The 25,564-nt window shown below is 55.4% G+C and carries 21 protein-coding genes; 13 read left to right on the forward strand and 8 right to left on the reverse strand.

Going from position 1 to position 25,564, the window contains the following annotated elements; genetic code table 11:
- Nucleotides 1-33: 33 nt before the first annotated feature.
- On the forward strand, nucleotides 34-870 hold the full coding sequence (fghA, locus tag ACQG19_RS16890) for an S-formylglutathione hydrolase (protein WP_058678818.1): 837 nt from the start codon (nucleotides 34-36) through the stop codon (nucleotides 868-870).
- A gap of 52 nt (nucleotides 871-922) precedes the next feature.
- On the opposite strand, the gene cirA is transcribed toward fghA, so the two are convergent.
- The 3 genes from cirA to yieE all read right to left on the reverse strand — a co-directional run bounded on the left by cirA (nucleotide 923) and on the right by yieE (nucleotide 5,614).
- A complete protein-coding gene (gene cirA / locus ACQG19_RS16895; protein WP_058678819.1) occupies nucleotides 923-2,893 on the reverse strand; it encodes a catecholate siderophore receptor CirA in 1,971 nt (656 codons plus the stop codon).
- Nucleotides 2,894-3,119: 226 nt separating this feature from the next.
- Nucleotides 3,120-4,589, reverse strand: a complete 1,470-nt coding sequence (locus ACQG19_RS16900) for an amino acid permease (protein WP_013097961.1) — start codon at nucleotides 4,587-4,589, stop codon at nucleotides 3,120-3,122.
- 158 nt (nucleotides 4,590-4,747) lie between these two features.
- On the reverse strand, nucleotides 4,748-5,614 hold the full coding sequence (yieE, locus tag ACQG19_RS16905) for a DNA-binding transcriptional regulator YeiE (RefSeq protein WP_029883079.1): 867 nt from the start codon (nucleotides 5,612-5,614) through the stop codon (nucleotides 4,748-4,750).
- A gap of 97 nt (nucleotides 5,615-5,711) precedes the next feature.
- Here yieE and ACQG19_RS16910 point away from each other — a divergent pair, with 97 nt between their 5' ends.
- Nucleotides 5,712-6,758 carry a YeiH family protein gene (locus ACQG19_RS16910; RefSeq protein WP_013097963.1) on the forward strand — a complete coding sequence of 349 codons (1,047 nt, stop codon included), beginning with the start codon at nucleotides 5,712-5,714 and terminating at the stop codon, nucleotides 6,756-6,758.
- 64 nt (nucleotides 6,759-6,822) lie between these two features.
- Nucleotides 6,823-7,680: a deoxyribonuclease IV gene (gene nfo, locus ACQG19_RS16915; RefSeq protein ID WP_246932212.1), complete on the forward strand. Its 858-nt coding sequence runs from the start codon at nucleotides 6,823-6,825 to the stop codon at nucleotides 7,678-7,680.
- Between the two features lie 74 nt (nucleotides 7,681-7,754).
- Here the strand turns inward: nfo and fruA are convergent, their stop codons facing one another.
- The 3 genes from fruA to fruB are packed head-to-tail and all read right to left on the reverse strand — an operon-like array spanning nucleotide 7,755 to nucleotide 11,525.
- Nucleotides 7,755-9,440, reverse strand: a complete 1,686-nt coding sequence (fruA, locus tag ACQG19_RS16920; RefSeq protein ID WP_023619758.1) for a PTS fructose transporter subunit IIBC — start codon at nucleotides 9,438-9,440, stop codon at nucleotides 7,755-7,757.
- A gap of 16 nt (nucleotides 9,441-9,456) precedes the next feature.
- A complete protein-coding gene (fruK, locus tag ACQG19_RS16925) occupies nucleotides 9,457-10,395 on the reverse strand; it encodes a 1-phosphofructokinase (RefSeq protein ID WP_014170919.1) in 939 nt (312 codons plus the stop codon).
- On the reverse strand, nucleotides 10,395-11,525 hold the full coding sequence (fruB, locus tag ACQG19_RS16930) for a fused PTS fructose transporter subunit IIA/HPr protein (protein ID WP_020690121.1): 1,131 nt from the start codon (nucleotides 11,523-11,525) through the stop codon (nucleotides 10,395-10,397). Before fruB ends, fruK begins: the two co-directional genes overlap by 1 nt.
- A gap of 357 nt (nucleotides 11,526-11,882) precedes the next feature.
- On the opposite strand from fruB, the gene setB reads away from it, so the two are divergent.
- Nucleotides 11,883-13,064, forward strand: a complete 1,182-nt coding sequence (setB, locus tag ACQG19_RS16935; protein WP_013097970.1) for a sugar efflux transporter SetB — start codon at nucleotides 11,883-11,885, stop codon at nucleotides 13,062-13,064.
- On the opposite strand, the gene ACQG19_RS16940 is transcribed toward setB, so the two are convergent.
- On the reverse strand, nucleotides 13,061-13,315 hold the full coding sequence (locus ACQG19_RS16940) for a YkgJ family cysteine cluster protein (protein ID WP_246932211.1): 255 nt from the start codon (nucleotides 13,313-13,315) through the stop codon (nucleotides 13,061-13,063). The two genes, setB and ACQG19_RS16940, sit on opposite strands and share 4 nt — an antisense overlap.
- A gap of 162 nt (nucleotides 13,316-13,477) precedes the next feature.
- Between ACQG19_RS16940 and yeiP the strand changes: the two genes are divergently transcribed.
- Entirely contained in the window at nucleotides 13,478-14,050 is a 573-nt protein-coding gene (yeiP, locus tag ACQG19_RS16945) for an elongation factor P-like protein YeiP (RefSeq protein WP_008500940.1), read from the forward strand.
- Nucleotides 14,051-14,166: 116 nt separating this feature from the next.
- On the opposite strand, the gene uxuA is transcribed toward yeiP, so the two are convergent.
- Entirely contained in the window at nucleotides 14,167-15,357 is a 1,191-nt protein-coding gene (uxuA, locus tag ACQG19_RS16950; protein ID WP_013097978.1) for a mannonate dehydratase, read from the reverse strand.
- Between the two features lie 204 nt (nucleotides 15,358-15,561).
- Here uxuA and ACQG19_RS16955 point away from each other — a divergent pair, with 204 nt between their 5' ends.
- From ACQG19_RS16955 to ACQG19_RS16990, 8 genes are all read left to right on the forward strand, one after another.
- Complete coding sequence (locus tag ACQG19_RS16955) at nucleotides 15,562-17,028, forward strand: mannitol dehydrogenase family protein (RefSeq protein ID WP_048972318.1); 1,467 nt, start codon at nucleotides 15,562-15,564, stop codon at nucleotides 17,026-17,028.
- Nucleotides 17,029-17,151: 123 nt separating this feature from the next.
- Nucleotides 17,152-18,138 (forward strand): CobW family GTP-binding protein, encoded by a 987-nt coding sequence (locus tag ACQG19_RS16960; protein WP_023619754.1) that lies wholly within the window; start codon nucleotides 17,152-17,154, stop codon nucleotides 18,136-18,138.
- Nucleotides 18,139-18,171: 33 nt separating this feature from the next.
- Nucleotides 18,172-18,885, forward strand: a complete 714-nt coding sequence (locus tag ACQG19_RS16965) for a phosphatase PAP2 family protein (protein ID WP_426725964.1) — start codon at nucleotides 18,172-18,174, stop codon at nucleotides 18,883-18,885.
- Between the two features lie 415 nt (nucleotides 18,886-19,300).
- Nucleotides 19,301-19,870 (forward strand): bifunctional murein DD-endopeptidase/murein LD-carboxypeptidase, encoded by a 570-nt coding sequence (gene mepS / locus ACQG19_RS16970; protein ID WP_023619753.1) that lies wholly within the window; start codon nucleotides 19,301-19,303, stop codon nucleotides 19,868-19,870.
- Between the two features lie 128 nt (nucleotides 19,871-19,998).
- On the forward strand, nucleotides 19,999-21,555 hold the full coding sequence (locus ACQG19_RS16975) for a cyclic di-GMP phosphodiesterase (RefSeq protein ID WP_246932209.1): 1,557 nt from the start codon (nucleotides 19,999-20,001) through the stop codon (nucleotides 21,553-21,555).
- A gap of 74 nt (nucleotides 21,556-21,629) precedes the next feature.
- Nucleotides 21,630-23,435, forward strand: coding sequence for an extracellular solute-binding protein (locus tag ACQG19_RS16980; RefSeq protein WP_013097984.1), 1,806 nt, complete (start codon nucleotides 21,630-21,632; stop codon nucleotides 23,433-23,435).
- Between the two features lie 9 nt (nucleotides 23,436-23,444).
- On the forward strand, nucleotides 23,445-24,539 hold the full coding sequence (locus ACQG19_RS16985; protein ID WP_038420221.1) for a microcin C ABC transporter permease YejB: 1,095 nt from the start codon (nucleotides 23,445-23,447) through the stop codon (nucleotides 24,537-24,539).
- Nucleotides 24,539-25,564, forward strand: coding sequence for an ABC transporter permease (locus tag ACQG19_RS16990; RefSeq protein WP_014832713.1), 1,026 nt, complete (start codon nucleotides 24,539-24,541; stop codon nucleotides 25,562-25,564). The genes ACQG19_RS16985 and ACQG19_RS16990 overlap by 1 nt, the downstream gene beginning before the upstream one ends.

The following is a 25,564-nucleotide window of genomic DNA, read 5'->3' on the forward strand; positions in this document are numbered from 1 at the left end:
GAATGAATAGCAATTCGCATTAAGGAGCCTTGCATGGAACTGCTCGAAGAGCATCGTTGTTTTGAAGGTCGACAGCAGCGCTGGCGCCACGACTCCACTGTCCTGAACTGTGCCATGACGTTCAGCATTTTCCTGCCGCCCACTGAAGAGGGTGTTAAGCCCCCGGTTCTGTTCTGGCTCTCGGGATTAACCTGTAACGATGAGAATTTCACCACCAAAGCGGGTGCGCAGCGTGTGGCGGCCGAGCTGGGTATCGCCCTGGTGATGCCAGACACCAGCCCGCGTGGCGATGAGGTGGCGGACGATGCCGGATATGATCTGGGCAAAGGGGCCGGGTTCTATCTGAACGCCACAGAGCAGCCGTGGGCGAGCCATTACCGCATGTACGACTACATTGCCGACGAGCTGCCAGCCCTGATTCAGCGTGAGTTTGCAGTAAGCAACCGGTGTGCCATCAGCGGGCATTCCATGGGTGGGCACGGCGCGTTGATCATGGCGCTAAAAAATCCTGGCAGATACACCAGCGTTTCCGCGTTTGCGCCGATAGTGAACCCGAGCCAGGTACCGTGGGGGCAGAAAGCCTTTACGAACTATCTGGGCGATGACGCACAACGCTGGCAGGAGTGGGACAGCTGTGCCCTGATGCTGGCGAGCCAGCCTGGAAATGCGATCCCGACGCTTGTCGATCAAGGTGATGCGGATCAGTTCCTGGCCGGACAGCTACAGCCCGCCGTGCTGGCTGAAGCCGCACGTCAGAAAGACTGGCCGCTGACGCTGCGTATTCAGCCCGGATATGACCACAGCTACTATTTCATTGCATCCTTTATTGAGGATCACCTCCGCTTCCATGCGGAGCATTTGTTCGGGTAAGTGCGGTCTTTTTTGCCCGGTAAGCGAAGCGCCACCGGGCATGAAAACCACATCAGAACTTATAATCCACACCCACAAAGTAGCGGCGGCCATCTTCCGTGTAGCTGTAATCGTCGCGGCTCAGATCTTTATCCAGCAGGTTCTGCACGCCCGCGCGCAGCTTCACGCTTTTCGTTGCCTGCCATGCCGCGCCGGTATTCCAGATGACATAGCCGCCCGGCGTTGCGTCTGCGCTGGTTAACGCACGTTTCTCGCCGGTGTAGTGGCCCTGGACGTAGAACGACCAGTCCTGCGTCGCCTTCCAGTCCACGGTACCGTTGGCGGTATGGAACGGCAGTTCGGACAGCGGTTTGTTGCCGCCGTTGCTGATATCACGCCCGTCGTTGTAGGTATAGTTCAGCGTCAGCTTCCAGTCCTCAGCCACCGGGATCTTCAGCTCGGTTTCCACGCCACGAATACGCGCCTTGTTGACGTTGTAATAGCGGAAGATCGGTTCACCGTCAGCATTCAGCCCCACGTAGTTCGGGTAGCTCTTAGCCTGGTTAACGTTCGCCGTACGGCTGATGCTGATACGGTCATCAACATTGTTCTGGAAGGTGGTAATGCTGGCCTGCACGCCCTCTAACCATCCCTCTTCCCCGCTGTAGTACAGCCCGAGTTCAAAGCTTTCGCTGGTTTCCGGTTTCAGGTTCGGGTTACCGACAATCTCGCAGGCACCGCGACACGATCCGGTGATCCAGTCCGGACTCAGTTGCAGCAGGGATGGCGCTTTAAACGCGGTTGCCCAGCCCCCTTTCACCGTGACGGTATCGGTCGCGTTATAGACCAGATACGCTCGCGGACTCCAGTGATCGCCGTAGGTGTCGTGGTCGTCCATACGGATGCCGGTAGTCAGCGCCAGCGGTTCAAATATCCGCCATTCATCTTCAAGGAAGAGAGCATACTGGCTGGTAGAGGTCGCGCTGCCGGAGCCGCCGGTCAGGTTTACCGGATCTTTCAGCTTGTCGTGACGCCATTCGCCGCCGAAGGTCAGCAGCTGATTGATTTCACCCAGCGGCAGCACGTATTTACCATCAACGGCGTTGCTCTCGGAAGTGATGGTATGGCTGTTACCCGGGTTTTTGTTGTCCACCTTCTCGCCGTAAACTTTCAGTTCGCTGTTGCCTGTCCCCCATCGGCCGTTGTGGCTCAGAGAGTAGTTCTGGCGCTCAAGGCGATTTTTATCGAGGGAATCGGAATCACGATCCTGGCGGTCGAAACCATAGCCTGCGGTAAAGTCATGATCTTCCGTCGGCGTCCAGGCGAATTCCACGTTGGCATCGCGGCTGGTGAAGCCCTCAATGCGCGGCGTTTCACCGCTCGTTGTGGTAGATGATTCTTGCTGCTTGTCTTTTTCACGCTTAGACACGCTGCCGTAGGCCTTCAGCCCCAGCACGCCGTCCACCAGCGGGCCGCTGGTGTAGAACTGGCCGTTGTTGGTGTCCCCGCGATCGCGGTGTTCCTGAATGGTGGAGTCGGCGCTCAGGGTGCCCGTCCACTTCTGACCGATTTTCTTGGTGATGATGTTCACCACGCCGCCCAGCGCATCTGAGCCGTAGAGCGAGGACATTGGCCCGCGCACCACTTCGATCCGCTCGATCGCATCGACCGGAACCCAGTTCAGATCGAAATCGTTATGGCGGAAGACGGCGTTGCGGGAGTTAACACGCTTACCGTCGATCAGGATCAGCGTATAGCTGCTGTCCAGACCGCGAATACTTACCCCTTTACGGTTGTCCCCTTCATTAGTGAGCTGCACGCCCGGTACGTCCTGCAACACATCTTTCAGGTTCTGAACGGGTTTACGCTGCAGGTCTTCCTGAGTGATGACGCTGATGCTCGCCGGTGCGTCCTTCAGGTTTTGCTCAGTCGCTGACGCCGTGACAACCAGTGTGTCGCTGGATTCCGCAGCGATGACAGGCAGTGCCAGGGACATTGCGGACGCACAAAGTCCTCCCCTGACGAAGGGATTCAACCTAAACATTCCATATCTCCATGAGGTAAATACAACTAAATCAAAAGATTATTGCCCACAATGCCTTTTGCTCCGCCCGCATCTCCGGCGGGTCGGTGGTCTGCTTATTTTGACGTAACGATAAAGCAAACGATTATTATTATCAATTAAATTGTTAAAAATTATATCCGTTCTGCATAATGTGGAGATAAAAAAGCCCGCTCAAATGAGCGGGCTAAAAGAGAGGAAGTGCGGTTTATTTGTTAAATCGTTCAGGGAATTCCATTTCACTGTAGCGAACGAAGTGCGTTCCTTTCATCAGCTTGTAACCAAACCAGATCACCAGGAACAGCGGAATACCAATGTAGGTGGCCGTTACGGCGCCCCAGTCAATGGTGTCCGCCAGGAACGCTTCATAGTTCTGGCCCAGGGTGATAATCAGACACAGAATGAAGGCGAAAATCGGCCCCAGCGGGAAGAACCCGGAACGGTACGGCAGGTTGTTCAGATCGTGTCCCTGCATCACATAGCCGCGACGGAAGCGGTAGTGACTGATGGCAATCCCCAGCCAGGCAATAAAGCCCGTCATACCAGAGGTGTTGAGCAGCCACAGGTAGACCGTCTGGTTACCGAACATGGAGGTCAGGAAGCACAGACCAGCAATGACCGTTGTGGCATACAGCGCGTTACGCGGCACACCGCCACGAGACAGTTTTGCAAAAATACGCGGCGCTTTACCGTCACAGGCCAGGGTATAGAGCATACGGGTTGAGGCGTACATACCGGAGTTACCCGCAGACAGCACCGCTGTCAGGATAACGGCATTCATTACCGCCGCCGCAGAGAGCAGACCGGCATGCTGGAAGACCAGCGTGAACGGGCTGACGCTGATGTCTTTGACATCGTTTCGCAGCAGGCTTGGGTCAGTGTACGGGATAATCAGGCTGATAATCAGGATCGCGAACACATAGAACAGCAGAATACGCCAGAATACCTGACGCACCGCGCGCGGAATGTTCTTCTCCGGGTTTTCAGACTCACCGGCGGCAATACCAATCAGCTCGGTGCCCTGGAAGGAGAAGCCAACAATCATCGCCACGCCAATCATCGCCGAGAAACCACCGGCAAACGGCGCATCGCCAATCGTCCAGTTGCTCCACCCGGCCGGTTCCGCCCCTTTGAAAATACCAACGATCATCGCCACACCGACGACGATAAAGATGATGACGGTTGCCACTTTGATCAAAGAGAACCAGTATTCCGCTTCGCCAAAGCCGCGAACGGAGATGTAGTTCAGCAGGAAGATGACCGCGAGGAACAGCGCACTCCAGATCCAGCCTGGCGTGTCCGGGAACCACCAGGTCATAACCAGCTGTGCGGCGACAAGGTCAACGGCGATGGTGACCGCCCAGTTGTACCAGTAGTTCCAGCCCAGCGCGAAGCCGAAGCCTTCTTCAACGTATTTCTGACCGTAGGTCGAAAACGAACCGGATACCGGCATGTACGCGGCCAGTTCGCCCAGGCTGGTCATCAGGAAGTAGACCATAAGGCCAATCAGGATATAAGAGAAAAGTGCCCCACCCGGGCCAGCTGCCGAAATGGTTGCCCCGGAGGCAACGAAAAGACCTGTACCGATTGAGCCGCCGATGGCGATCATCGTCAGGTGACGCGCCTTGAGTTCGCGGCGTAGCGCGGGCGCTTCTGTGGTTTTAGTTTCTGAAACCATGTGAAAATGCTGTCCATCTAATAAATGAGGCGCGATTGTAGCAGACGATCCGCGTTCCTTCCGGCAGAAATACTGAGTTATAAGAGAGCTTCATGACTCGGCCAGGATTATAAGTAAAGCATAATTTTTCCCTCTCCCCATTGGGGTGAGGGGCGCTTTTACATGGCGCAATAGCGCAGAAAACGCTGCAGCGAGCTGGAAAGATGTTTCTGACGATGGTGAATACACCACAACGTGCGCACCAGTTTGGGCAGCGGAAGCGGAACTTCAACCAGCGTTCCGGCCTCAAGCTGTTCAATAATGACCCGTCGTGAAAGGCAGCTGATCCCAAGGCCATGTCGCACCGCATGCTTGATTGCCTCTGAGTTGCCCAGCTCCATCCCCAGCTGGAAATGCGGCAAATGGGAGAGCAGCAGATAATCAACAATTTCCCGCGTGCCGGAGCCCTGCTCACGCAGGATCCACTGCGCCTGCGCCAGACGTTCCAGGGTTACTTCACCCTGCAATAACGACGAGGCGGGTGAGGCGAAGACCACCAGCTCATCTTCCAGCCAGGGTTCCGCAATGATATCGACGTTATGGCATGGCCCTTCGATAAGACCGATATCCACGCGAAAATCGATTACCGCATTAATCACATCCTGACTGTTCCCCACGCTCATCTCCAGCGGCAGGGTCGGGAAATCCCGGCGATAGCGGGCGATCACTTCCGGCAAGATATAGTTCCCGATGGTGCTGCTGGCATACACGCGGATGGCACCGTTCTCTTCCCGGAAGAGTTGTTCAATTTCCGTTGCCTGTTCCAGCAGTGCCAGCGCGCGGGGATAAAGCAGGCGGCCATGTTCGTTAACCACCAGCCGCTTCCCTACCCTGTCGAAGAGCTGCACGCCCAACTGGCCCTCAAGATCGGTTAACGCGGCGCTGACCGCAGACTGGGAAAGCGAAAGCATCTGCGAGGCCTGGGTCGTCGACCCGCTTTTCAGCACTTCGGCAAAAACTTCCAGCTGACGCAAAGTAATGTGCATGGTTGCTTACCACTTATATAGATTGATTATAAGTATATAATCAATTTTATTTTTAAACCAGCGCGCCGTAACCTTTAGCCAGACAAAGGAGAAGGTTATGTCAGAAATCACCTTACAGCATCATCGTACATTGTGGCACTTCGTGCCGGGTCTTGCGCTCAGCGCGGTCGTCACCGGTGTGGCATTATGGGGCGGCAGCATTCCCGCCGTCGCCGGTGCCGGTTTTAGCGCCTTAACGCTGGCGATCCTGCTCGGCATGGTCGTGGGTAACACCGTTTACCCGCACATCTGGAAGTCCTGTGATGGCGGCGTTATTTTTGCCAAGCAGCATCTGCTGCGCCTCGGGATCATTCTTTACGGCTTTCGCCTCACCTTTTCACAGATTGCGGATGTTGGCATTAGCGGTATCGCCATTGACGTCCTGACCCTGACCAGCACCTTTTTACTGGCCTGCTTTATCGGGCAGAAAATCTTTGGCCTGGATAAACAGACCAGCTGGCTGATCGGTGCCGGGAGCAGTATTTGCGGTGCGGCGGCGGTACTGGCAACCGAACCTGTGGTCAAGGCGGAATCCAGCAAAGTTACGGTGGCGGTCGCGACCGTGGTGATCTTCGGTACGCTGGCTATTTTCCTCTACCCGGCCATGTATCCGCTGGTTGCCCACTGGTTTAGCCCGGAAACCTATGGCATCTACATTGGCTCAACCATGCATGAAGTGGCGCAGGTCGTGGCGGCGGGTCATGCCATTAACCCGGAAGCAGAAAACGCTGCGGTGATTGCTAAAATGCTGCGCGTCATGATGCTGGCACCCTTCCTGATTATCCTGGCTGCCCGCGTGAAACAGCTTGCGCCCGCGGGTGGTAATCAGAAGAGTAAAATCACCATACCGTGGTTTGCGATCCTGTTTATCGTGGTGGCGATTTTCAACTCCTTCCACCTGCTGCCAAAAGCGGTGGTCGATATGCTGGTGACGCTGGATACCGTGCTGCTGGCGATGGCGATGGCGGCGCTGGGGGTGACCACGCACGTCAGCGCGCTGAAAAAAGCCGGTGCGAAACCGCTGCTGATGGCGCTGGTGCTCTTCATCTGGCTGATTGTGGGTGGCGGTGCGATTAACCTCGTGGTTCACAGCCTGATGGCATAAACCACTACATCCTTCTCCTGTTAACCCGTTATGATACGCATTTCGGGTTAACAGGAGTCCCTTTATGAAATACGTTGGAGCGCACGTCAGCGCTGCCGGTGGCCTTGCGAATGCCGCCATTCGCGCCGCCGAAATTGAGGCGACCGCTTTCGCCCTGTTCACCAAAAACCAGCGCCAGTGGCGCGCCGCGCCGCTTACCGCTGACGTCATAGATGATTTCAAAGACGCCTGTGAGAAGTACCACTACGGGCCGGGTCAAATCCTTCCCCACGACAGCTATCTGATCAACCTCGGCCATCCGGTTCAGGAAGCGCTGGAGAAGTCCCGCGAAGCGTTTCTGGATGAAGTCCAGCGCTGCGAGCAGCTTGGGCTGACGCTGCTGAATTTCCATCCGGGTAGCCATCTGATGCAGATAGACGAAGAGGCCTGCCTGGCACGCATTGCGGAGTCCATTAACATCACGCTGGATAAAACCCAGGGGGTTACCGCGGTGATCGAGAATACCGCCGGTCAGGGCAGCAACCTCGGCTTTAAGTTTGAACATCTGGCCGCCATCATCGACGGCGTGGAAGATAAATCCCGCGTGGGCGTATGTATCGATACCTGTCACGCATTTGCAGCCGGTTACGACCTGCGCACAACCGAGGCCACGAAAAACACCTTTGATGAGTTCGAACGCGTGGTAGGCTTTAAGTATCTGCGCGGAATGCACTTAAACGATGCCAAAAGCGCCTTTGGCAGCCGTGTAGACCGTCACCACAGCCTGGGTGAAGGTAATATTGGCCATGATGCGTTCCGCTTTATCATGCAGGACGCCCGTTTCGATGGTATCCCCATGGTGCTGGAAACCATCAATCCGGATATCTGGGCGGAAGAGATCGCCTGGCTGAAGGCACAACAGACTGCTGAACAGGCGGCATAAAAAAAGCCGGATCGCGTTAAGCGTCCGGCTTTTTTATAGGTCGGGTAAGGCGAAACCGCCACCCGACACCTCTTTTAGGCTGCTTTTGCCACCGCTTCCGCTTCAGGGCGTTTCAGCACCGCGTAAGAGAGCCCCGCCACCAGCGTACCGGCAACAATCGCCAGCAGGTAACCCAGTACCGGGGTGATAGCACCTGGGATCAGCAGAACGAACAGACCACCGTGCGGTGCCATCAGCTTCGCGCCAATCGCCATTGAGATAGCCCCGGTCACCGCGCCGCCAACGATACAGCAAGGCAGAACACGCATTGGGTCACGGGCAGCGAAAGGAATCGCCCCTTCGGTGATAAAGCACAGGCCCAGTACCAGTGCCGCTTTGCCGCCTTCCTGCTGCGCTTTGTCGAATTTACGACGCGCAATAATCGTTGCCAGGCCGAGCGCCAGCGGTGGCACCATACCGGCCGCCATAATGGCCGCCATTGGCGCGTAGGTCTGGGTACTCAGCAGGCCAACACCGAATGCATAGGCCGCTTTGTTTACCGGACCACCCATGTCGGTACACATCATGCCACCGAGGATAGCACCCAACAGCACCGCGTTTGCCGTGCCCATGGTTTGCAGCCAGTGGGTCAGACCCGCCAGGATACCTGCAACCGGCTTACCAATCAGGTAAATCATCGCCAGACCGACCACCAGGCTGGAAATCAGCGGAATGATCAGAATCGGTTTCAGGGCTTCCATACTTTGCGGCAGCTTCAGCTTCGAGCTGATAAGCTTCGCGACGTAACCCGCCAGGAAACCGGCGATGATACCGCCAATAAAGCCGGAACCGGTGCTCACGGCCAGCATACCGCCGATAAGACCCGGCGTCAGGCCCGGACGGTCAGCGATGGAGAAGGCGATAAAGCCTGCCAGCACCGGTACCATCAGTGCAAACGCGGAGCCGCCACCAATCTGCATCAACGCCGCAGCCAGCGTCCCTTCTTCTTTAAATGCGGTGATACCAAACGCGAATGACAGTGCGATACACAGACCGCCCGCTACCACCATCGGCAGCATATAAGACACACCGGTCAGCAGGTGACGATAGGCGCCCGCGGATTCTTTTTTCCCTTCGGTAGCCGGTTTAGCCGCACCGGTTGCCTGATAAGGCTGGGCTTCCACCAGCGCTTTATCAAACTCCTGCGCGGTCTTTTTCAGCGCCAGGCCGGTAGAGGTGCGGTACATCGGTTTACCCGCGAATTTCGCCAGATCCACTTCGATATCCGCCGCAACGATCACCAGATCGGCTTCCGCCACTTCTTCCGGGGTGATGGCATTGCCCGCACCCACCGAGCCACGGGTTTCAACTTTCACCCACCAGCCGCGTTTTTTCGCTTCGGTTTCAATCGCTTCAGCCGCCATAAAGGTATGCGCGACGCCCGTCGGACAAGCTGTCACCGCCACAATGCGTTTCGGGCCCGTGGCAGCAACCGGTGCTGCCGCAGCCGGTGCGCTGTAGACAGACGCGTGGCCTTTCGCTTCGCTCAGGAACAGTTCCGGATGTGCCACCGCGCGATTAATATCGCCCAGCCACACTTTTTTGCCGTTCAGCGCGCTGTCAGCCGGGACCTTATCACCCAGCACAATCGCCAGTTCAGCGTCGCCCGGGTTATCGGTCATTTCCAGATGTGCTTTGTTCGCCGCCGCTCCCAGCAGGGTCTTCGCCATATAGGCGCGAGCCTGTCCGAGACCGGAGTCAATAATCAGCAGCGTTTTCATTATTCCTCTCCTGCTGTTAGTTAAAAGGTTTTAAGTCAACGCGCGCCATCATCGCGGCTAACTGGGTACGATCGGTAATGCCGACATTGCTCTGACTCACGGCCAGGGCTGCAACGGCGGTGGCAAGACGTAAAGTATGTTCACTGGATTCGCGCATCAGCAGACCATAGATCAGACCGCCAACCATCGAATCCCCTGCGCCAACGGTGCTGACAACGTCAACCGACGGCGGTTTGGCGATCCATTCGCCAGACGCGTTAACCCACAACGCCCCTTCTGCACCAAGCGAAATCACCACGTGAGCGATACCCTGCTCGCGCAGCGCATGGGCAGCGTCAATCACATCTTTTAATTCTGGCAGCTTCCGGCCAGCCCAGATCTCCAGTTCACGGCGATTAGGCTTCACCAGCCACGGGGACGCTTTCAGGCCGGCGACCAGCGCATCACGGCTGCTGTCAAAGATGATGCACGGGCACTGGCTGCGCAGGCGCGTCATCCAGTCGGTGAAGGCTTCCGGGCTTACGCCAGATGGCAGACTGCCGCTGACGCACACCATGTCGAACTGGCCCAGCCAGGTCAGAGAATCATTAACAAAACGCTCCCAGTCAGACGGCGTCACTTCAAAGCCAGAGAAGTTCAGATCGGTCACTTCCCCGTCTTTCTCCGTCAGTTTGACGTTGATACGGGTACGGCCCTGAACAACCTGGAAACGGTTAGCAATGCCCAGCTCGCTGAACAGCTGCTGGAAACCATCCTGGTTATCTTTACCGAGGAATCCCCCCACGGTGACATCGATACCGAGATCCTTGAGCACTTTCGCGACGTTAATCCCTTTGCCCGCAGCATGCAGGCCAGTGGTACGCACGAGGTTTACTTCGCCGCGCTCAATCTCCGGGCAAAACCCCACCAGGTCATAAGCCGGGTTCAGCGTAATAGTCGCAACACGTCTGCTCATTATGCGCCCTCCCCCAGACCCGCCGCGATGGCATCGCCAATCGCTTTCAGCGCCTGTTCAGCATCCGCACCCTGCGCGGTGAAACGCAGACGGTGACCCTTCTTCACGCCCAGCGCGACAACTTTCATCAGACTACGACCATTGGCCGCTTTGCCCGTGCCATCCAGGTTAGCCACGGTGATCTCACTTTCAAATTGTTTAATGGTATTCACCAGCATGGTGCCCGGACGGGCATGCAGGCCGTGCTCGTTACGTACAACGAACTCTGCGCTCAGCACGTCATCCGTCAGCGCATCATCACTGGTCAGCAGAGCCAGCACGGTGGCGGCATCCGCGTTCAGCAGTTTTTCAGCTTTGTTGTTCAGCAGCAGATCGCCCAGACGCTTCAGCACGGCAACCGGCTGGTCATCGGTCATGGCGACGGTCACCAGCAGGGCAGCGCTTTCACCGTCTACGTCAAAGGCGTTTGCGGCACGGCTCACCGCGATAGCACTCCGCAGGTTGCCTTCAGCACTGTCGTTCAGCCAGATACCCTGGCCCAGATTGAGAGGCTTATCGTTAATGACGCGGGTAACAAAGGTAGCGTCTGCTGCCCCGGCTTCTTTCAGGCGTCCGGCATTCAGGGCCTGCAGCGTCACCAGATCGGTCGCGGCAACGTCCAGCGTCAGCGTGTCGTTATCCAGTTTCAGCGCTTCGCTCTGTTTTTCGCCCATCAGCAGAGCGCGCAGCTCTTCAGCGGTGGTGGCAGATTTCAACTGCTCGGCCACGGCGTCATCGCTCAGCACATGCGTCAGCTGACGCAGCAAACCTAAGTGCTCGTCGCTGCTGGCCGCGATACCGATGGCCACGTAAGCCACCTGCCCCTCGCCCCACACAACGCCTTGCGGGAACTGATAAACCTTAACGCCGGTTTTCAGCACCTGATCGCGGGTGTCTGTGGTGCCGTGCGGAATGGCGATGCCATTGCCGAGGAAGGTCGAGGTCTGCTGCTCACGCGCCAGCATGCCGTTGACGTAGCCTTCAGCCACATTGCCGGCCTGCACAAGGGCAGCGGCAACCTGACGAATGGCCTCTTCTTTGTTCCCGGCCTGAGCGCCCGGGTGGATATCCTGTACAGATAACTGGAACATGGTTCTCCTCTCCTGCTGAAAGTGAATCGTTTCAGCTTCACTGAGAAAAAATGCGCTAGCCTGCTCCGTTTGTTAAAACAAGATAGCGCTGAAACGTTTCAAAAAGTCTTGCGCTTTCTGCAAGACGTTGCAAGGAAAGTTACATTTCTGATTGCAGAATTTAGAGATGCAGCACATTTCTTCCTCGTTCAGCTGAATTTTGCTGACGGTCAGCAAATCAGTTTCAGCTAAGGTCAGCTGCACGCGAATATGAAATGCCATTTTGATTATTCGTGGCGAAATTGACCTCACCCTCTGTTTATTTTCTGACTCGCGACGTACACTCCGCGTCTCCTGGAAACTCACCGACTGTGAAACATGCATAACACGCCCGCCGCCGTCTCGCCGAAGCCCTTTGATTTCACCTCAACGGCATTTTTAATTGTTGCCTTTCTGACCGGCATCGCCGGTGCGCTGCAGACCCCTACGCTGAGCCTGTTCCTGACCAATGAAGTCCATGCGCGCCCGGCGATGGTGGGCTTCTTCTTTACCGGAAGCGCCATTATCGGCATCCTGGTGAGCCAGTTTCTGGCGGGGCGTTCAGATAAAAAAGGCGATCGTAAAAGCCTGATCGTCTTTTGCTGTCTGCTGGGGGTGTTCGCCTGCGTCCTGTTTGCCTGGAACCGCAACTATTTTGTTCTGCTGTTTATCGGGGTGTTTCTGAGCAGTTTCGGTTCAACGGCGAATCCGCAGATGTTCGCCCTTGCCCGTGAGCATGCTGACCATACCGGGCGAGAAGCGGTGATGTTCAGCTCTATTCTGCGTGCGCAAGTATCGCTGGCGTGGGTTATTGGCCCGCCGCTGGCTTACGCGCTGGCGATGGGGTTTGGCTTTACGGTGATGTACCTGAGTGCGGCAGTGGCCTTTGTGGTGTGTGGCGCCATGGTGTGGTTTTTTCTGCCGTCGATGCGTAAAGAGCCAAAAGTGGCAACAGGCGTGCTGGAAGCACCGCGTCGTAACCGTCGTGACGCCCTGCTCCTCTTTATTATCTGTACGCTGATGTGGGGCACAAACAGCCTGTATATCATTAATATGCCGCTGTTTATTATTGATGAATTGCATCTGCCCGAGAAGCTTGCTGGCATCATGATGGGGACCGCGGCCGGGCTTGAAATCCCCACCATGCTGATTGCTGGCTATTACGCGAAGCGTTTCGGGAAACGTTTTCTGATGCGTATCGCCGCCGTCGCCGGGCTACTGTTCTATGTCGGAATGCTGACGGTACATACGCCGGGACTGCTGCTGGCTTTACAGCTGCTGAACGCCATCTATATCGGCATACTCGCCGGAATTGGCATGCTCTATTTCCAGGATCTGATGCCGGGCCAGGCAGGCTCCGCCACCACCCTTTATACTAATACCACCCGCGTGGGCTGGATTATCGCAGGCTCAATGGCCGGCGTGGTGGCTGAAATCTGGAACTATCACACGGTGTTCTGGATTGCGCTGGTGATGTGCACCCTGACGATAGCGTGCCTGACAAGAATTAAAGACGTTTAAGGTGCGGTGAGTGCTTCCAGATTAAGCAGGTACGACATCGCCTGCTCGCGCGTGTTGCCGCACATCTCTGCGGAGGGCTGCAGCCCGGAGCAGACCTTCGGGCGCAGAGGCGAGCCAAAGATCATGCACAGGTTGGTTTCAGAGAGCTGAACGCAGCGGGTATTCGCAGGCTTGCCCTCCGGCATCCCTGGAATGGGGCTGGAAATGGACGGTGCGGTACAGCACGCGCCGCAATCGGGACGACAATCCATAAATGCTCTCTATCGGTGAAACACCCGCGCAGTCGGGTATCGGGCGCACAGTAACACCTTTTGTGTATTGATAGCAAAAGCCACGAATTCCGCTTGCCTGAAAGGCCGCGCACGAGTAATTTGGCGCGATATTTTTTACCTCCCGTAGACAGGATTACTGCAATGCCAAGAGCGAACGAAATTAAGAAAGGTATGGTACTGAATTACAACGGCAAACTGCTGATTGTGAAAGATATCGATATTCAGGCCCCGAGCGCCCGTGGTGCAGCAACGCTGTACAAAATGCGTTTCGCCGATGTACGTACCGGCCTTAAAGTGGAAGAACGTTTTAAAGGTGATGATATCGTTGATACCGTCACTCTGACCCGTCGCTATGTTGATTTCTCCTATATCGACGGCAACGAGTATGTATTCATGGATAAAGAAGATTACACCCCGTACATCTTCACCAAAGATCAGATTGAAGAAGAGCTGCTGTTCATTCCTGAAGGCGGTATGCCGGATATGCAGGTTCTGACCTGGGACGGCGTGCTGCTGGCGCTGGAACTGCCGCAGACGGTTGATCTGGAAATCGTTGAAACGGCACCGGGTATCAAAGGCGCGTCCGCCAGTGCGCGTAACAAACCCGCGACGCTGACCACCGGTCTGGTGGTGCAGGTACCTGAATACCTGTCCGCGGGTGAGAAAATCCGCATCCATATCGAAGAAAAACGCTATATGGGTCGTGCTGACTGAGTGCGGCTTTTGTTGGGTGGCGGCTTCGCCTTACCCGATCTACAAAAACACAAAAACCGGCTCTCAGGCCGGTTTTTTGTAGGCCCGGTAAGCGTAGCGCCACCGGGCAACAGCACTTACAGAAGCTCAGGATACTTCGTCATCTTCAGCGCCAGCTCTACGCCGCGCACTTCTGCCATCCCTTTCAGGCGGCCAATCGCCGAATAGCCCGGGTTCGTTTTCTTACGCAGATCGTCCAGCATCTGGTGTCCGTGATCCGGGCGGAACGGGATAGGACGTAAATCGCCAGCCAGTTTACGACGTGCCTCTTCCGCCAGAATGGCATCCACCACCGCCACCATATTCACATCACCGCTCAAGTGCGCCGCTTCGTGGAAGGTTTTCGGGTTCTCTTCACGGCAGGTTGCACGCAGATGCGTGAAGTGAATACGATCGCCAAAGGTTTCAATCATCCGCACCAGGTCATTATCCGCACGCACGCCATACGAGCCCGTGCACATGGTAAAGCCGTTATAGATGCTATCGACCGTCTCTTTCAGCCACTGCATATCTTCAATGGTTGAGACGATACGCGGCAGGCCGAGGATGGGACGCGGAGGATCGTCCGGGTGTACGGCCAGACGCACGCCCGCCTCTTCCGCGACCGGCACAATCGCGCGCAGGAAGTACGCCATGTTTTCGCGCAGCTGATTTTTATCAATGCCGCCGTACTCTGCCAGACGGGCGCGGAACTGATCCAGCGTGTAGCCCTCTTCTGCACCCGGCAGGCCCGCGATGATATTGCGGGTCAGCTTTTCAATGTCTGCTTCGCTTGCTGCGTTAAACCATTCGCGCGCCTGCTGCTGCTCGTCGGCCGTGTAATCGGCTTCCGCGCCAGGGCGTTTCAGAATGTGTAACTCAAATGCCGCGAAGGCGATCTGATCAAAACGCAACGCTCGGGAACCGTCTGGCAGCTGATACTCAAGGTCAGTACGCGTCCAGTCAAGAACAGGCATGAAGTTATAGCAAACGGTATCGATGCCGCAGGCCGCCAGGTTGCGGATGCTCTGCTGATAGTTAGCAATCCAGGTCTGATACTCCCCAGAATGGGTTTTGATATCTTCGTGAACGGGAATACTTTCCACGACAGACCAGGTTAAGCCTTTTTCTGCCAGCAGCGCCTGACGCTGTTGAATCTCCTCTACCGGCCACACCTGGCCATTCGGAATATGATGCAGCGCCGTGACGACACCCGTTGCGCCAGCCTGACGCACATCATCTAGAGAAACTGGATCGTTCGGCCCGTACCAACGCCAGGTTTGTTCCATTGCCCACCCTCCAAAGTTGTTATACCAATATATGTTACTGCGATGACGACTACCATACATGTTTAATGAAGGGGGTCAATACAGCGCCACAGATTGATTGATCGAACTCACAGAACGGCGATATTTACGGCTTACCAATTCTATTTGTTGTCATATAACTTTACACTGACATTGTTAATTAATGGTTAATCAGGTGTGTATTTCATGAAGACAATTGCCTCCACCTCGCTTCCTGCCCATGTTCAGCAGCCGCGCTACGATCGCTCGCTTCTGCGCTCGCGCATCGTTCACTTCGGCTTTGGTGCTTTTCACCGTGCGCATCAGGCGTTATTAACCCATCGGGTGCTGAATGCCAAAGGAGGCGACTGGGGCATTTGTGAGATTAGTCTGTTCAGCGGCGATGTGTTGATGAGCCAGCTGCGGGCGCAGGATCACCTCTTCACCGTGCTGGAGAAAGGCGCGGAGGGCAACCAGCCGATTATCACTGGAGCCGTGCATGAATGCCTGAACGCAAAACTGGACTCGCTGGCCGCCATCATTGAGAAATTTTGCGAGCCGCAGGTGGCAATTGTTTCCCTCACCATTACTGAGAAAGGCTATTGCATCGACCCCGCAACCGGGAAACTCGATTTGCAAAACACCCGGATCGTTCACGATCTGGAAAACCCGACGGAGCCCCATTCCGCCCCAGGGATCATAGTCGAAGCGCTCCACCGCCGCCGTGAACGCGGCTTACCCGCCTTTACGGTCCTTTCCTGCGATAACATCCCGGATAACGGCCACGTGGTGAAAAATGCCGTGCTCGGCATGGCGCAGAAACGCTCTGAAGACCTGGCCGGATGGATTGATACCCATGTGAGTTTCCCGGGCACAATGGTTGACAGGATTGTGCCCGCCGCCACCGATGCCTCGCTGGCGGAGGTCGCGCAGGAACTCGGTGTGGAAGATCCGTGCGCCATCAGCTGCGAGCCCTTTATACAGTGGGTCGTGGAAGATAACTTTGTCGCCGGACGCCCGGAGTGGGAAGTGGCAGGCGTGCAGATGGTGCAGGACGTTCTGCCGTGGGAACAGATGAAATTACGTATGCTGAACGGCAGCCATTCCTTCCTGGCGTATCTGGGCTATCTCGCCGGGTATGCGCACATTAATGAATGTATGGAGGATAAGGCGTTTCGTCAGGCCGCGCGGCGGTTAATGCTGGATGAACAGGCCCCTACGCTGCGTATCACCGACGTTGATCTAACGGCTTACGCCGACAGCCTGCTCGACCGTTTTGCCAACCCGGCACTGCAGCACCGTACCTGGCAAATTGCGATGGACGGCAGTCAAAAGCTGCCCCAGCGCATGCTGGATGGGATCCGTATTCATCTGGAGCGTCAAAGTGCGTGGCCACTGCTGGCGCTGGGTGTGGCGGGCTGGATCCGCTACGTCAGCGGTACAGATGAACAAGGCAATACGATTGATGTCCGCGATCCGCTCAGCGACAAAATCCGTGCGAAGGTTGAAGCCAGCAATGACGCAAACCGCGTAAACGCTCTGCTGACGCTGAGCGAAGTCTTTGGTCACGATCTCGCGCAAAACCACGTTTTTGTCGAGTCGGTGAACCAGGCATACCAACGTATTGCCCGCCTCGGGGCGCGCCAGGCTGTTATCGAAACGTTAAAACTTTAACGTTTATTGCGCTTAAGGCGAACGGACATGCGCTCCGTTTGCCCTTCCTCTTCTCATTGCGCCCTTTTTTCGTCAGGATAAGAGATAATTGTTACATCATCACAATTATCTACCGGAGCGCACGTGACCAGGACCAACCTTATTACCGGTTTTCTCGGTAGCGGGAAAACCACCTCAATTCTCCACCTGCTGGCCAATAAAGATCCGGCAGAAAAATGGGCCGTGCTGGTCAACGAATTCGGCGAAGTGGGTATTGATGGCGCGTTACTGTCTGACAGCGGCGCCATGATCAAAGAGATCCCGGGCGGATGCATGTGCTGTGTGAATGGCCTGCCCATGCAGGTGGGGCTGAACACGCTGCTGCGTCAGGGTAAACCCGACCGCCTGCTGATTGAACCGACGGGGCTTGGCCACCCGAAGCAAATTCTTGATTTACTCACCGCACCGGTTTACGAGCCGTGGATAGACTTACGCGCCACGCTTTGCCTGCTCGACCCGCGACAGCTGCTGGATGAAAAAGCGGTAGCCAACGACAACTTCCGCGATCAGCTCGCCTGCGCAGATATTATCGTCGCCAATAAAGAAGATCGGGCTACGGCTGAAAGCCAGGCGGCATTCGATGCCTGGTGGCAACATTTCGGGGGCAACCGTCAGCGGGTGCAAACCACTCAGGGGAAGATAGATGTCGCCCTGCTCGACCTGCCTCGCCTGAACCTCACCGAGCTGCCAGCCAGTGCGGAGCATGCGCATAGTCATCCCGCAAAGCAGGGTCTGGCGGCGTTGAGCCTGCCGGAACACCAGCGCTGGCGACGTAATCTCAACAGCGGTCAGGGTCATCAGGCCTGCGGGTGGATCTTTGATGCCGACACCGTTTTCGACACCATAGGCGTGCTTGAGTGGGCAAGACTGGCGCCGGTCGATCGCGTTAAGGGGATTATGCGCACCCCCGACGGCCTGGTGCGCATTAACCGTCAGGGTGAAGATTTCTTTATTGAAACGCAGAATGTTGCGCCCCCGGATAGCCGAATAGAGTTAATTAGTGCTGTTAACGCCGACTGGAATGCCCTGCAGTCCAGCCTGTTGAAGCTTCGTTTAAGTTCGGGCGGCTAACGTTGCCCCTGATTTCCCTGTATGCTGAATGTTATGACAACTCGAATTCCCCTGATTTTGCTGCTCAATGTCGCCGGACTGGCGCTCTTTTTCTCCTGGTATATCCCGGTGGATCACGGTTTCTGGTTTCCGCTGGATTCTGCCATCTTCCATTTCTTTAACCAGGCTCTGGTGAAGAGTGATGCCTTCCTGTGGCTGGTGGCGATTACCAACAACCGCGCGTTTGACGGCTGTTCGCTGGTGGCGATGGGCTGCCTGATGCTCTCTTTCTGGCTGAAAGAGGACAAAACCGGGCGTCGCCGCATTATGATTATTGGTCTGATGATGCTGCTGCTGGCTGTCGCCATTAACCAACTGGCTACGGCTATTATTCCGGTCAAACGCTCAAGCCCAACGCGGTTCTTTACCGATATTTATCGCGTCAGCGAATTGCTGCATATTCCAACGAAAGATGCCTCGAAGGCCAGTTTCCCTGGCGATCACGGCATGATGCTGCTTATTTTTTGTGCAGTTATGCTGCGCTATTTCGGCAGGAAGGCGTTCGCCATAGCCCTGATTATTTTTGTGGTTTTCGCCTTCCCTCGCGTAATGATTGGCGCACACTGGTTCACCGATATTGCCGTGGGCTCGCTCTCTGTTGCGCTGGTCGCGTTACCGTGGTGCCTGATGACACCGCTGAGCGACCGGATAATAGCCCTGTTCGATCGCTATCTGCCGGGTAAAAAGCAACAAGCATTAAACAAATAATTAACCAAAATTAACGTCCGCTATCAGGGATCATTGCGATCCCTGATAGATCTCCCGCCGCGAACGTTTCGCACTGTCATCTTCCCGTCATCTCTTTCATGATAAAAATGAATCAATTGCGTGATTAAGCGCCGGATCTGACTGCATTTTAAGCAATGCCGGATTTTTACTTTCTGTATCACAATTTCTTATAAAAAAAAGGCTTTTTTTACTCGCAATAGCCCTGGCAATCGGTTAATCTCGAACTCGTTTTGCCCCATAGAGATAATTATTTCCTTGGTGAATAAATTTGTGCGCTGCGCCACAAATGTGACCAGAAAGAATTGTCTCATTGTGAACAGATAATTAGTCTCGTCACGTTTGGCATTTTTATAACGATATTTGTCGTTAAGGACTTCAAGGGAAAATAAACAAAATGGTCAAATCTCAACCGATTTTGAGATATATCTTGCGGGGGATCCCGGCGATAGCAGTTGCGGTACTGTTGTCTGCATGTAGTACATCGAACACCGCAAAGAATATGCATCCTGAGACGCGTGTTGTGGGAATGGAAGATTCCTCGTCACTGCAAGCCTCTCAGGATGAATTTGAAAATATGGTACGTAATCTGGACGTGAAGTCCCGTATTATGGACCAGTATGCTGACTGGAAAGGCGTGCGTTATCGTCTGGGCGGCAGCACCAAAAAAGGTATCGATTGTTCCAGCTTTGTACAGCGTACCTTCCGTGAGCAGTTTGGGTTAGACCTGCCGCGTTCAACTTACGAACAGCAGGAAGTGGGCAAGTCGATTTCACGTACAAAACTGCGCACCGGTGATTTAGTTCTGTTCCGTGCCGGTTCAACGGGTCGACATGTCGGCATCTATATTGGTAATGACCAGTTTGTGCATGCCTCCACCAGCAGCGGTGTGACCATTTCCAGCATGAACGAGCCATACTGGAAGAAGCGCTACAACGAAGCGCGTCGCGTACTGACCCGCAGTTAATATGATGATTGTATCGCGGGTTATCCCTTGGCTGGCGATATGATGAAAAAAAGACACTGCTTCGGCGGTGTTTTTTTTTGCCCGTTACACTGAATACATCCAGCGGCAATTCAGGAATCACGACGTCTATGTTCACCCGCTACTTTTCCAGTCATCGCAAGATACTGTTCCTCAGTATTATTACAGGTCTGGTCACTGCCCTGCTTTTGGGTTCATTGCAATTTTTCTGGAGTTACCACAAGCGGGAAGTCCGGTTCGACACCCTGATTACCGATGTGAGCCTCTACATGGAGAGCTATTTCGAAGAGTTGAAAACCTCTATCGATGTTCTTCAGCCCCTCACGCTGAACAGCTGCCATGACGTCAATGCCGAGCTGACGTCGCGCGCGGCCTTCAGCCTCAATGTGCGCGCGTTCTTGCTGGTCAGGGACAAAATCGCCTTCTGCTCGTCGGCTACCGGACCGATGGATACGCCGATGGAAGCTCTTATACCTGAGCTGCACATCAACAAGAAGATTGATATGGCATTACTGCCGGGCACGCCTATGCTGCCGAATAAGCCCGCCATTGCCATCTGGTACCGAAACCCTCTGGTTAAAGACGGCGGGGTGTTTGCGTCAGTTAATCTCAATCTGACCCCGTACCTGCTTTATACCGCGCGCCAGGACGACTTCGCAGGGATTGCCATCATCATCGGTGATATGGCGCTGTCCACCATGTCCAGTACCCTGGTCAGGGCGCAAGATTTACATGCCGTGCCCGAGCGTACCGCCACGCTTAAGGCCGTGCCGCTGACCATTAAGCTGTACGCTGAAAAGTGGACGAGCGACGAAATCCTCTACGCCCTCTTCTTTGGGCTGGTGTGCGGCATTGCGGCAGGATCGCTGAATTTCTATATCCTCACCATCCGCGTAAATCCCGGCAAAGAGATCCTCAGCGCCATTAAGCGCGGCCAGTTTTATGTGGTCTATCAGCCCGTGGTGGATGCAAAAGATCTGAAAATGCGGGGGGTTGAGGTCCTGATGCGCTGGAAGCACCCCACCATGGGTGAGATCCCCCCTGATGCGTTTATCAATTTTGCTGAAGCGCAGCTGCTAATTGTTCCGCTCACGCTGCATCTGTTTGACCTTATCATTCACGATGCGCCGGTATTACAGACCCAGCTACCGCCGGGCGCAAAACTCGGTATCAACATTGCGCCGGGGCATCTGCACGCCGACAGCTTTAAAGATGATATGCGCACCTTTAAAGAGTTACTGCCGCCGGATCACTTCCAGCTGGTGCTGGAAATTACCGAGCGCGACATGCTTAACCACCGTGAAGCCAACAACCTGTTCGAATGGCTGCACAACGAAGGGTTTGAGATAGCGATCGATGATTTTGGAACCGGCCACAGTGCGCTGATCTATCTTGAACATTTCACCATGGATTACATCAAAATCGACCGGGGTTTTGTTAACGCCATCGGGACGGAAACCGTCACCTCACCGGTGCTTGATGCCGTACTGATGCTGGCAAGACGGCTGAACATGTCTACCGTCGCAGAGGGCGTGGAAACGCCGGAACAGGCGGCCTGGCTGCGCGAACATGGCGTTAACTTCCTGCAGGGATACTGGATTAGCCGTCCGATGCCGCTGGAGCAGTTCCGTGAGTGGCGGCCCGACCTGACGCACGCTGGCGAATAATTTCACATTGCCCGTGACGTCACTTATTATTCAGCTTAACTGAGCCGGTCTGTTAAAGAGGGAGCTGTCGCGAGATGTTTATGCGCTTCATACTGTTGCTGTTGGCACTGACGGCCCTGTCCAGCCAGGCGCAAACCATCAAAGAAGACGTTGCGTTTGCGGTGATTGGTGAACCGAAATACGCGGTGAATTTCACCCATTATGATTACGTCAACCCTGCCGCGCCGAAAGGCGGGAATGTGACGCTCTCCGCCACCGGCACGTTCGATAACTTCAACCGCTTTGCCCTGCGCGGTGTGGCCGCGGCGCGCACAGAATCTCTCTACGATACCCTGTTTGTCACCTCTGATGATGAGCCCGGAAGCTACTATCCGCTGATCGCCGAAAACGTGCGGTATGCGGATAATTTTGCCTGGGCGGAAATTTCGCTTAACCCGCGGGCGCGTTTTCATGACGGTTCGCCGGTCAGGGCAAGCGATGTCGCCTTTACGTTTCATAAATTTATGACTGAAGGCGTTCCTCAGTTCCGTATTGTCTACAAAGGCGCGTCGGTCAGGGCCATCGCACCGCTCACCGTGCGCATTGAGCTGAGCGAGCCGAATAAAGAGAATATGCTGAGCCTGTTCTCCCTGCCCGTAATGCCTGAATCGTTCTGGAAAGCCCATAAGCTGAGCGACCCGCTCTCCACACCGCCGCTGGCTGGAGGCCCGTACCGCATCACCGACTGGCGCATGGGGCAGTATGTGGTCTACTCCCGTGTAAAAGACTACTGGGCCGCCAACCTGCCGGTAAACCGGGGGCGCTGGAATTTCGACACCCTTCGCTATGATTACTACCTGGACGATAACGTGGCTTTTGAGGCCTTTAAGGCCGGAGCCTTCGATTTACGCCTGGAGAGCAGCGCTAAAAACTGGGCTACGCGCTATATCGGTAAAAACTTTGCCAAAGGCTACATCGTCAAGGACGAGCAAAAAAATAGCTCTGCCCAGGACACGCGCTGGCTGGCGTTTAATATTCAGCGCCCGGTGTTTAACGACCGCCGGGTACGTCAGGCCATTACCCTGGCCTTTGACTTTGAGTGGATGAACAAGGCGCTGTTTTATGGCGCCTACAGCCGCGCTAACAGCTATTTTCAGAATACCGAATACGCGGCGCGCGCTTACCCCAATGCCGACGAGTTGACGCTGCTGGCCCCCTTCAAAGCACAATTGCCGCCGGAAGTGTTTACCACCGTGTTTGATCCCCCCACCTCCGATGGCAACGGCTTTGATCGTGACAATTTGCTGAAAGCCAGCAAACTGCTGGATGAGGCCGGTTGGGTCCTGAAAAATCAAAAACGGGTCAATGCCCAAACGGGAAAACCGTTGAGCTTCGAGCTACTGATCGCGTCAGGGGCAAACGATCAGTGGGTTTTGCCGTTTAAGCACAACCTGGCCCGGCTGGGGATCACAATGAACATACGCCAGGTGGATATCGCCCAGCTGACCAACCGCAAGCGCAGCCGGGATTACGATATGATGCAGAGCCTGTGGCCCGCGCAGCCCTGGCCAAGCTCCGACCTGCAGATTTCCTGGGCGTCCAGTTACATCGACTCCTCGTACAATGCGCCGGGGGTAAAAAGCCCGGTCGTTGACGCGCTAATTGCAAAGATCGTGGCAGCACAGGGCGATAAACAGAAGCTCCTGCCATTAGGACGCGCCCTCGACAGAGTGTTAACCTGGAACTACTACATGCTGCCCATGTGGTATATGGGTGAAGATCGTCTTGCCCGCTGGGACAAATTTTCGCTGCCTGCCGTGCGCCCGATCTATTCGCTGGGCTTCGATACCTGGTGGTATGACGTTAACAAAGCTGCCAGACTCCCAGCTGAGCGGCGATAAGGAATCATCATGGGTGCGTATCTAATCCGCCGTCTCCTGCTGATCATCCCAACCCTGTGGGCCATCATCACCATTAACTTCTTTATTGTGCAAATCGCCCCCGGCGGGCCGGTCGATCAGGCGATTGCGGCGATTGAATTTGGCACCAGCGGCGGGATGCCCGGCGGTGGCGGAGAAGGAATGGGCGCAAGCCATGCCAAAACGGGCGTGGGGAATATCAGCGAAAGCCATTATCGCGGCGGCCGCGGGCTGGATCCGGAGGTGATTGCCGAGATCACCCATCGCTATGGTTTTGATAAACCGATTCACGAGCGCTATTTCAAAATGCTGTGGGATTACGTCCGGTTTGATTTTGGTGATAGCCTGTTCCGCAGTGCCTCGGTCTTAACCCTGATCAAACAAAGCCTGCCGGTGTCGATCACCCTGGGACTGTGGGGAACGCTGATTATCTACCTGGTTTCCATTCCGCTTGGGATCCGTAAAGCGGTCTACAACGGCAGCCGTTTTGATATCTGGAGCAGCACGTTCATTATCATCGGCTATGCCATTCCGGCGTTTCTGTTCGCTGTGCTGTTGATTGTCTTTTTTGCCGGCGGCAGCTATTTCGATCTCTTCCCGCTGCGGGGGCTGGTATCCGCCGATTTCAGCACCCTGCCGTGGTATCAGAAAATCACCGACTATCTCTGGCATATCACGCTGCCGGTGCTGGCAACGGTGATTGGCGGATTTGCTGCCCTGACCATGCTGACCAAAAACGCCTTTCTTGATGAAATCCGCAAACAGTATGTCGTCACCGCCCGCGCGAAGGGCGTGGGTGAAAAACAGATCATGTGGAAGCACGTGTTCCGCAACGCCATGCTGCTGGTGATTGCCGGATTTCCTGCCACGTTCATCAGTATGTTTTTTACCGGCTCGCTGCTTATTGAGGTGATGTTCTCGCTTAACGGTCTGGGGCTGTTGGGCTATGAAGCCACCGTGTCGCGGGATTATCCGGTGATGTTTGGCACACTCTACATTTTTACCCTGATTGGCCTGCTGCTGAATATCGTCAGTGATATCAGCTATACGCTGGTCGATCCCCGAATCGATTTTGAGGGCCGATGATGCCGCGTTTAAGCCCCGTCAATCAGGCCCGCTGGGCCCGTTTTCGCCACAACCGTCGTGGCTACTGGTCGTTATGGATTTTTGCCGTCCTGTTTGTGTTAAGCCTGTGCTCAGAGCTGATTGCCAACGATAAACCCTTGCTGGTGCATTTCAACGACCGCTGGTATGTGCCCGTGCTTAATAACTACAGTGAAAGTGACTTTGGCGGCCCGTTTGCAACACCGGCGGAGTATCAGGATCCGTGGCTGCGCCAGCAGATTGATCAACACGGCTGGGCACTGTGGGCCCCGATCCGTTTTGGCGCCAACAGTATCAATTTCGCCACCACGACCCCCTTCCCTTCTCCCCCGTCCACGCAAAACTGGCTGGGAACGGATGCCAACGGTGGCGACGTGCTGGCGCGCATCCTCTACGGTACCCGAATCTCGATCCTCTTTGGGCTGATGCTGACGCTCTTCTCCAGCGTAATGGGCGTGGTGGCAGGTGCCGTCCAGGGCTACTATGGCGGTAAAATTGACCTCTGGGGTCAGCGCGTGATTGAGGTGTGGTCAGGTATGCCAACGCTGTTTCTGATCATCCTGCTGTCGAGCGTGGTGCAGCCAAACTTCTGGTGGCTGCTGGGGATCACCGTATTGTTTGGCTGGATGGCGCTGGTGGGCGTCGTGCGCGCAGAATTTCTGCGCACCCGTAATTTTGACTATATTCGTGCCGCGCAGGCACTGGGCGTGAGCGACCGTGGGATCATCTTCCGCCATATGCTGCCGAACGCCGTGGTGGCGACACTGACCTTTCTGCCGTTTATTTTGTGCAGCTCCATCACCACCCTCACCTCGCTCGATTTCCTGGGCTTCGGGCTACCGCTCGGTTCCCCCTCGCTCGGCGAGCTGTTGCTGCAGGGTAAAAACAACCTGCAGGCACCGTGGCTGGGCATTACAGCCTTTCTTTCCGTGGCGGTACTGCTTTCGCTGCTGATTTTTATTGGCGAAGCCGTGCGCGACGCCTTCGATCCCAACAAGGCGGTGTAA

It is taken from the genome of Enterobacter cloacae complex sp. 277I4, assembly GCF_050031465.1.
GTDB classification, from domain to species: Bacteria; Pseudomonadota; Gammaproteobacteria; order Enterobacterales; family Enterobacteriaceae; genus Enterobacter; species Enterobacter cloacae.

Bases quoted from the DNA above. Each gene is read 5' to 3' on its own strand.
- ACQG19_RS16900 (WP_013097961.1), bottom strand. From the start codon at position 4,589: ATGGTTTCAGAAACTAAAACCACAGAAGCGCCCGCGCTACGCCGCGAA.
- ACQG19_RS16940 (WP_246932211.1), bottom strand. From the start codon at position 13,315: ATGGATTGTCGTCCCGATTGCGGCGCGTGCTGTACCGCACCGTCCATT.
- ACQG19_RS16985 (WP_038420221.1), top strand. From the start codon at position 23,445: ATGGGTGCGTATCTAATCCGCCGTCTCCTGCTGATCATCCCAACCCTG.
- fghA (WP_058678818.1), top strand. From the start codon at position 34: ATGGAACTGCTCGAAGAGCATCGTTGTTTTGAAGGTCGACAGCAGCGC.
- yieE (WP_029883079.1), bottom strand. From the start codon at position 5,614: ATGCACATTACTTTGCGTCAGCTGGAAGTTTTTGCCGAAGTGCTGAAA.
- mepS (WP_023619753.1), top strand. From the start codon at position 19,301: ATGGTCAAATCTCAACCGATTTTGAGATATATCTTGCGGGGGATCCCG.
- fruA (WP_023619758.1), bottom strand. From the start codon at position 9,440: ATGAAAACGCTGCTGATTATTGACTCCGGTCTCGGACAGGCTCGCGCC.
- setB (WP_013097970.1), top strand. From the start codon at position 11,883: ATGCATAACACGCCCGCCGCCGTCTCGCCGAAGCCCTTTGATTTCACC.
- nfo (WP_246932212.1), top strand. From the start codon at position 6,823: ATGAAATACGTTGGAGCGCACGTCAGCGCTGCCGGTGGCCTTGCGAAT.
- ACQG19_RS16980 (WP_013097984.1), top strand. From the start codon at position 21,630: ATGTTTATGCGCTTCATACTGTTGCTGTTGGCACTGACGGCCCTGTCC.
- ACQG19_RS16990 (WP_014832713.1), top strand. From the start codon at position 24,539: ATGCCGCGTTTAAGCCCCGTCAATCAGGCCCGCTGGGCCCGTTTTCGC.
- fruB (WP_020690121.1), bottom strand. From the start codon at position 11,525: ATGTTCCAGTTATCTGTACAGGATATCCACCCGGGCGCTCAGGCCGGG.
- ACQG19_RS16975 (WP_246932209.1), top strand. From the start codon at position 19,999: ATGTTCACCCGCTACTTTTCCAGTCATCGCAAGATACTGTTCCTCAGT.
- yeiP (WP_008500940.1), top strand. From the start codon at position 13,478: ATGCCAAGAGCGAACGAAATTAAGAAAGGTATGGTACTGAATTACAAC.
- ACQG19_RS16965 (WP_426725964.1), top strand. From the start codon at position 18,172: ATGACAACTCGAATTCCCCTGATTTTGCTGCTCAATGTCGCCGGACTG.
- uxuA (WP_013097978.1), bottom strand. From the start codon at position 15,357: ATGGAACAAACCTGGCGTTGGTACGGGCCGAACGATCCAGTTTCTCTA.
- fruK (WP_014170919.1), bottom strand. From the start codon at position 10,395: ATGAGCAGACGTGTTGCGACTATTACGCTGAACCCGGCTTATGACCTG.
- ACQG19_RS16955 (WP_048972318.1), top strand. From the start codon at position 15,562: ATGAAGACAATTGCCTCCACCTCGCTTCCTGCCCATGTTCAGCAGCCG.
- cirA (WP_058678819.1), bottom strand. From the start codon at position 2,893: ATGTTTAGGTTGAATCCCTTCGTCAGGGGAGGACTTTGTGCGTCCGCA.
- ACQG19_RS16910 (WP_013097963.1), top strand. From the start codon at position 5,712: ATGTCAGAAATCACCTTACAGCATCATCGTACATTGTGGCACTTCGTG.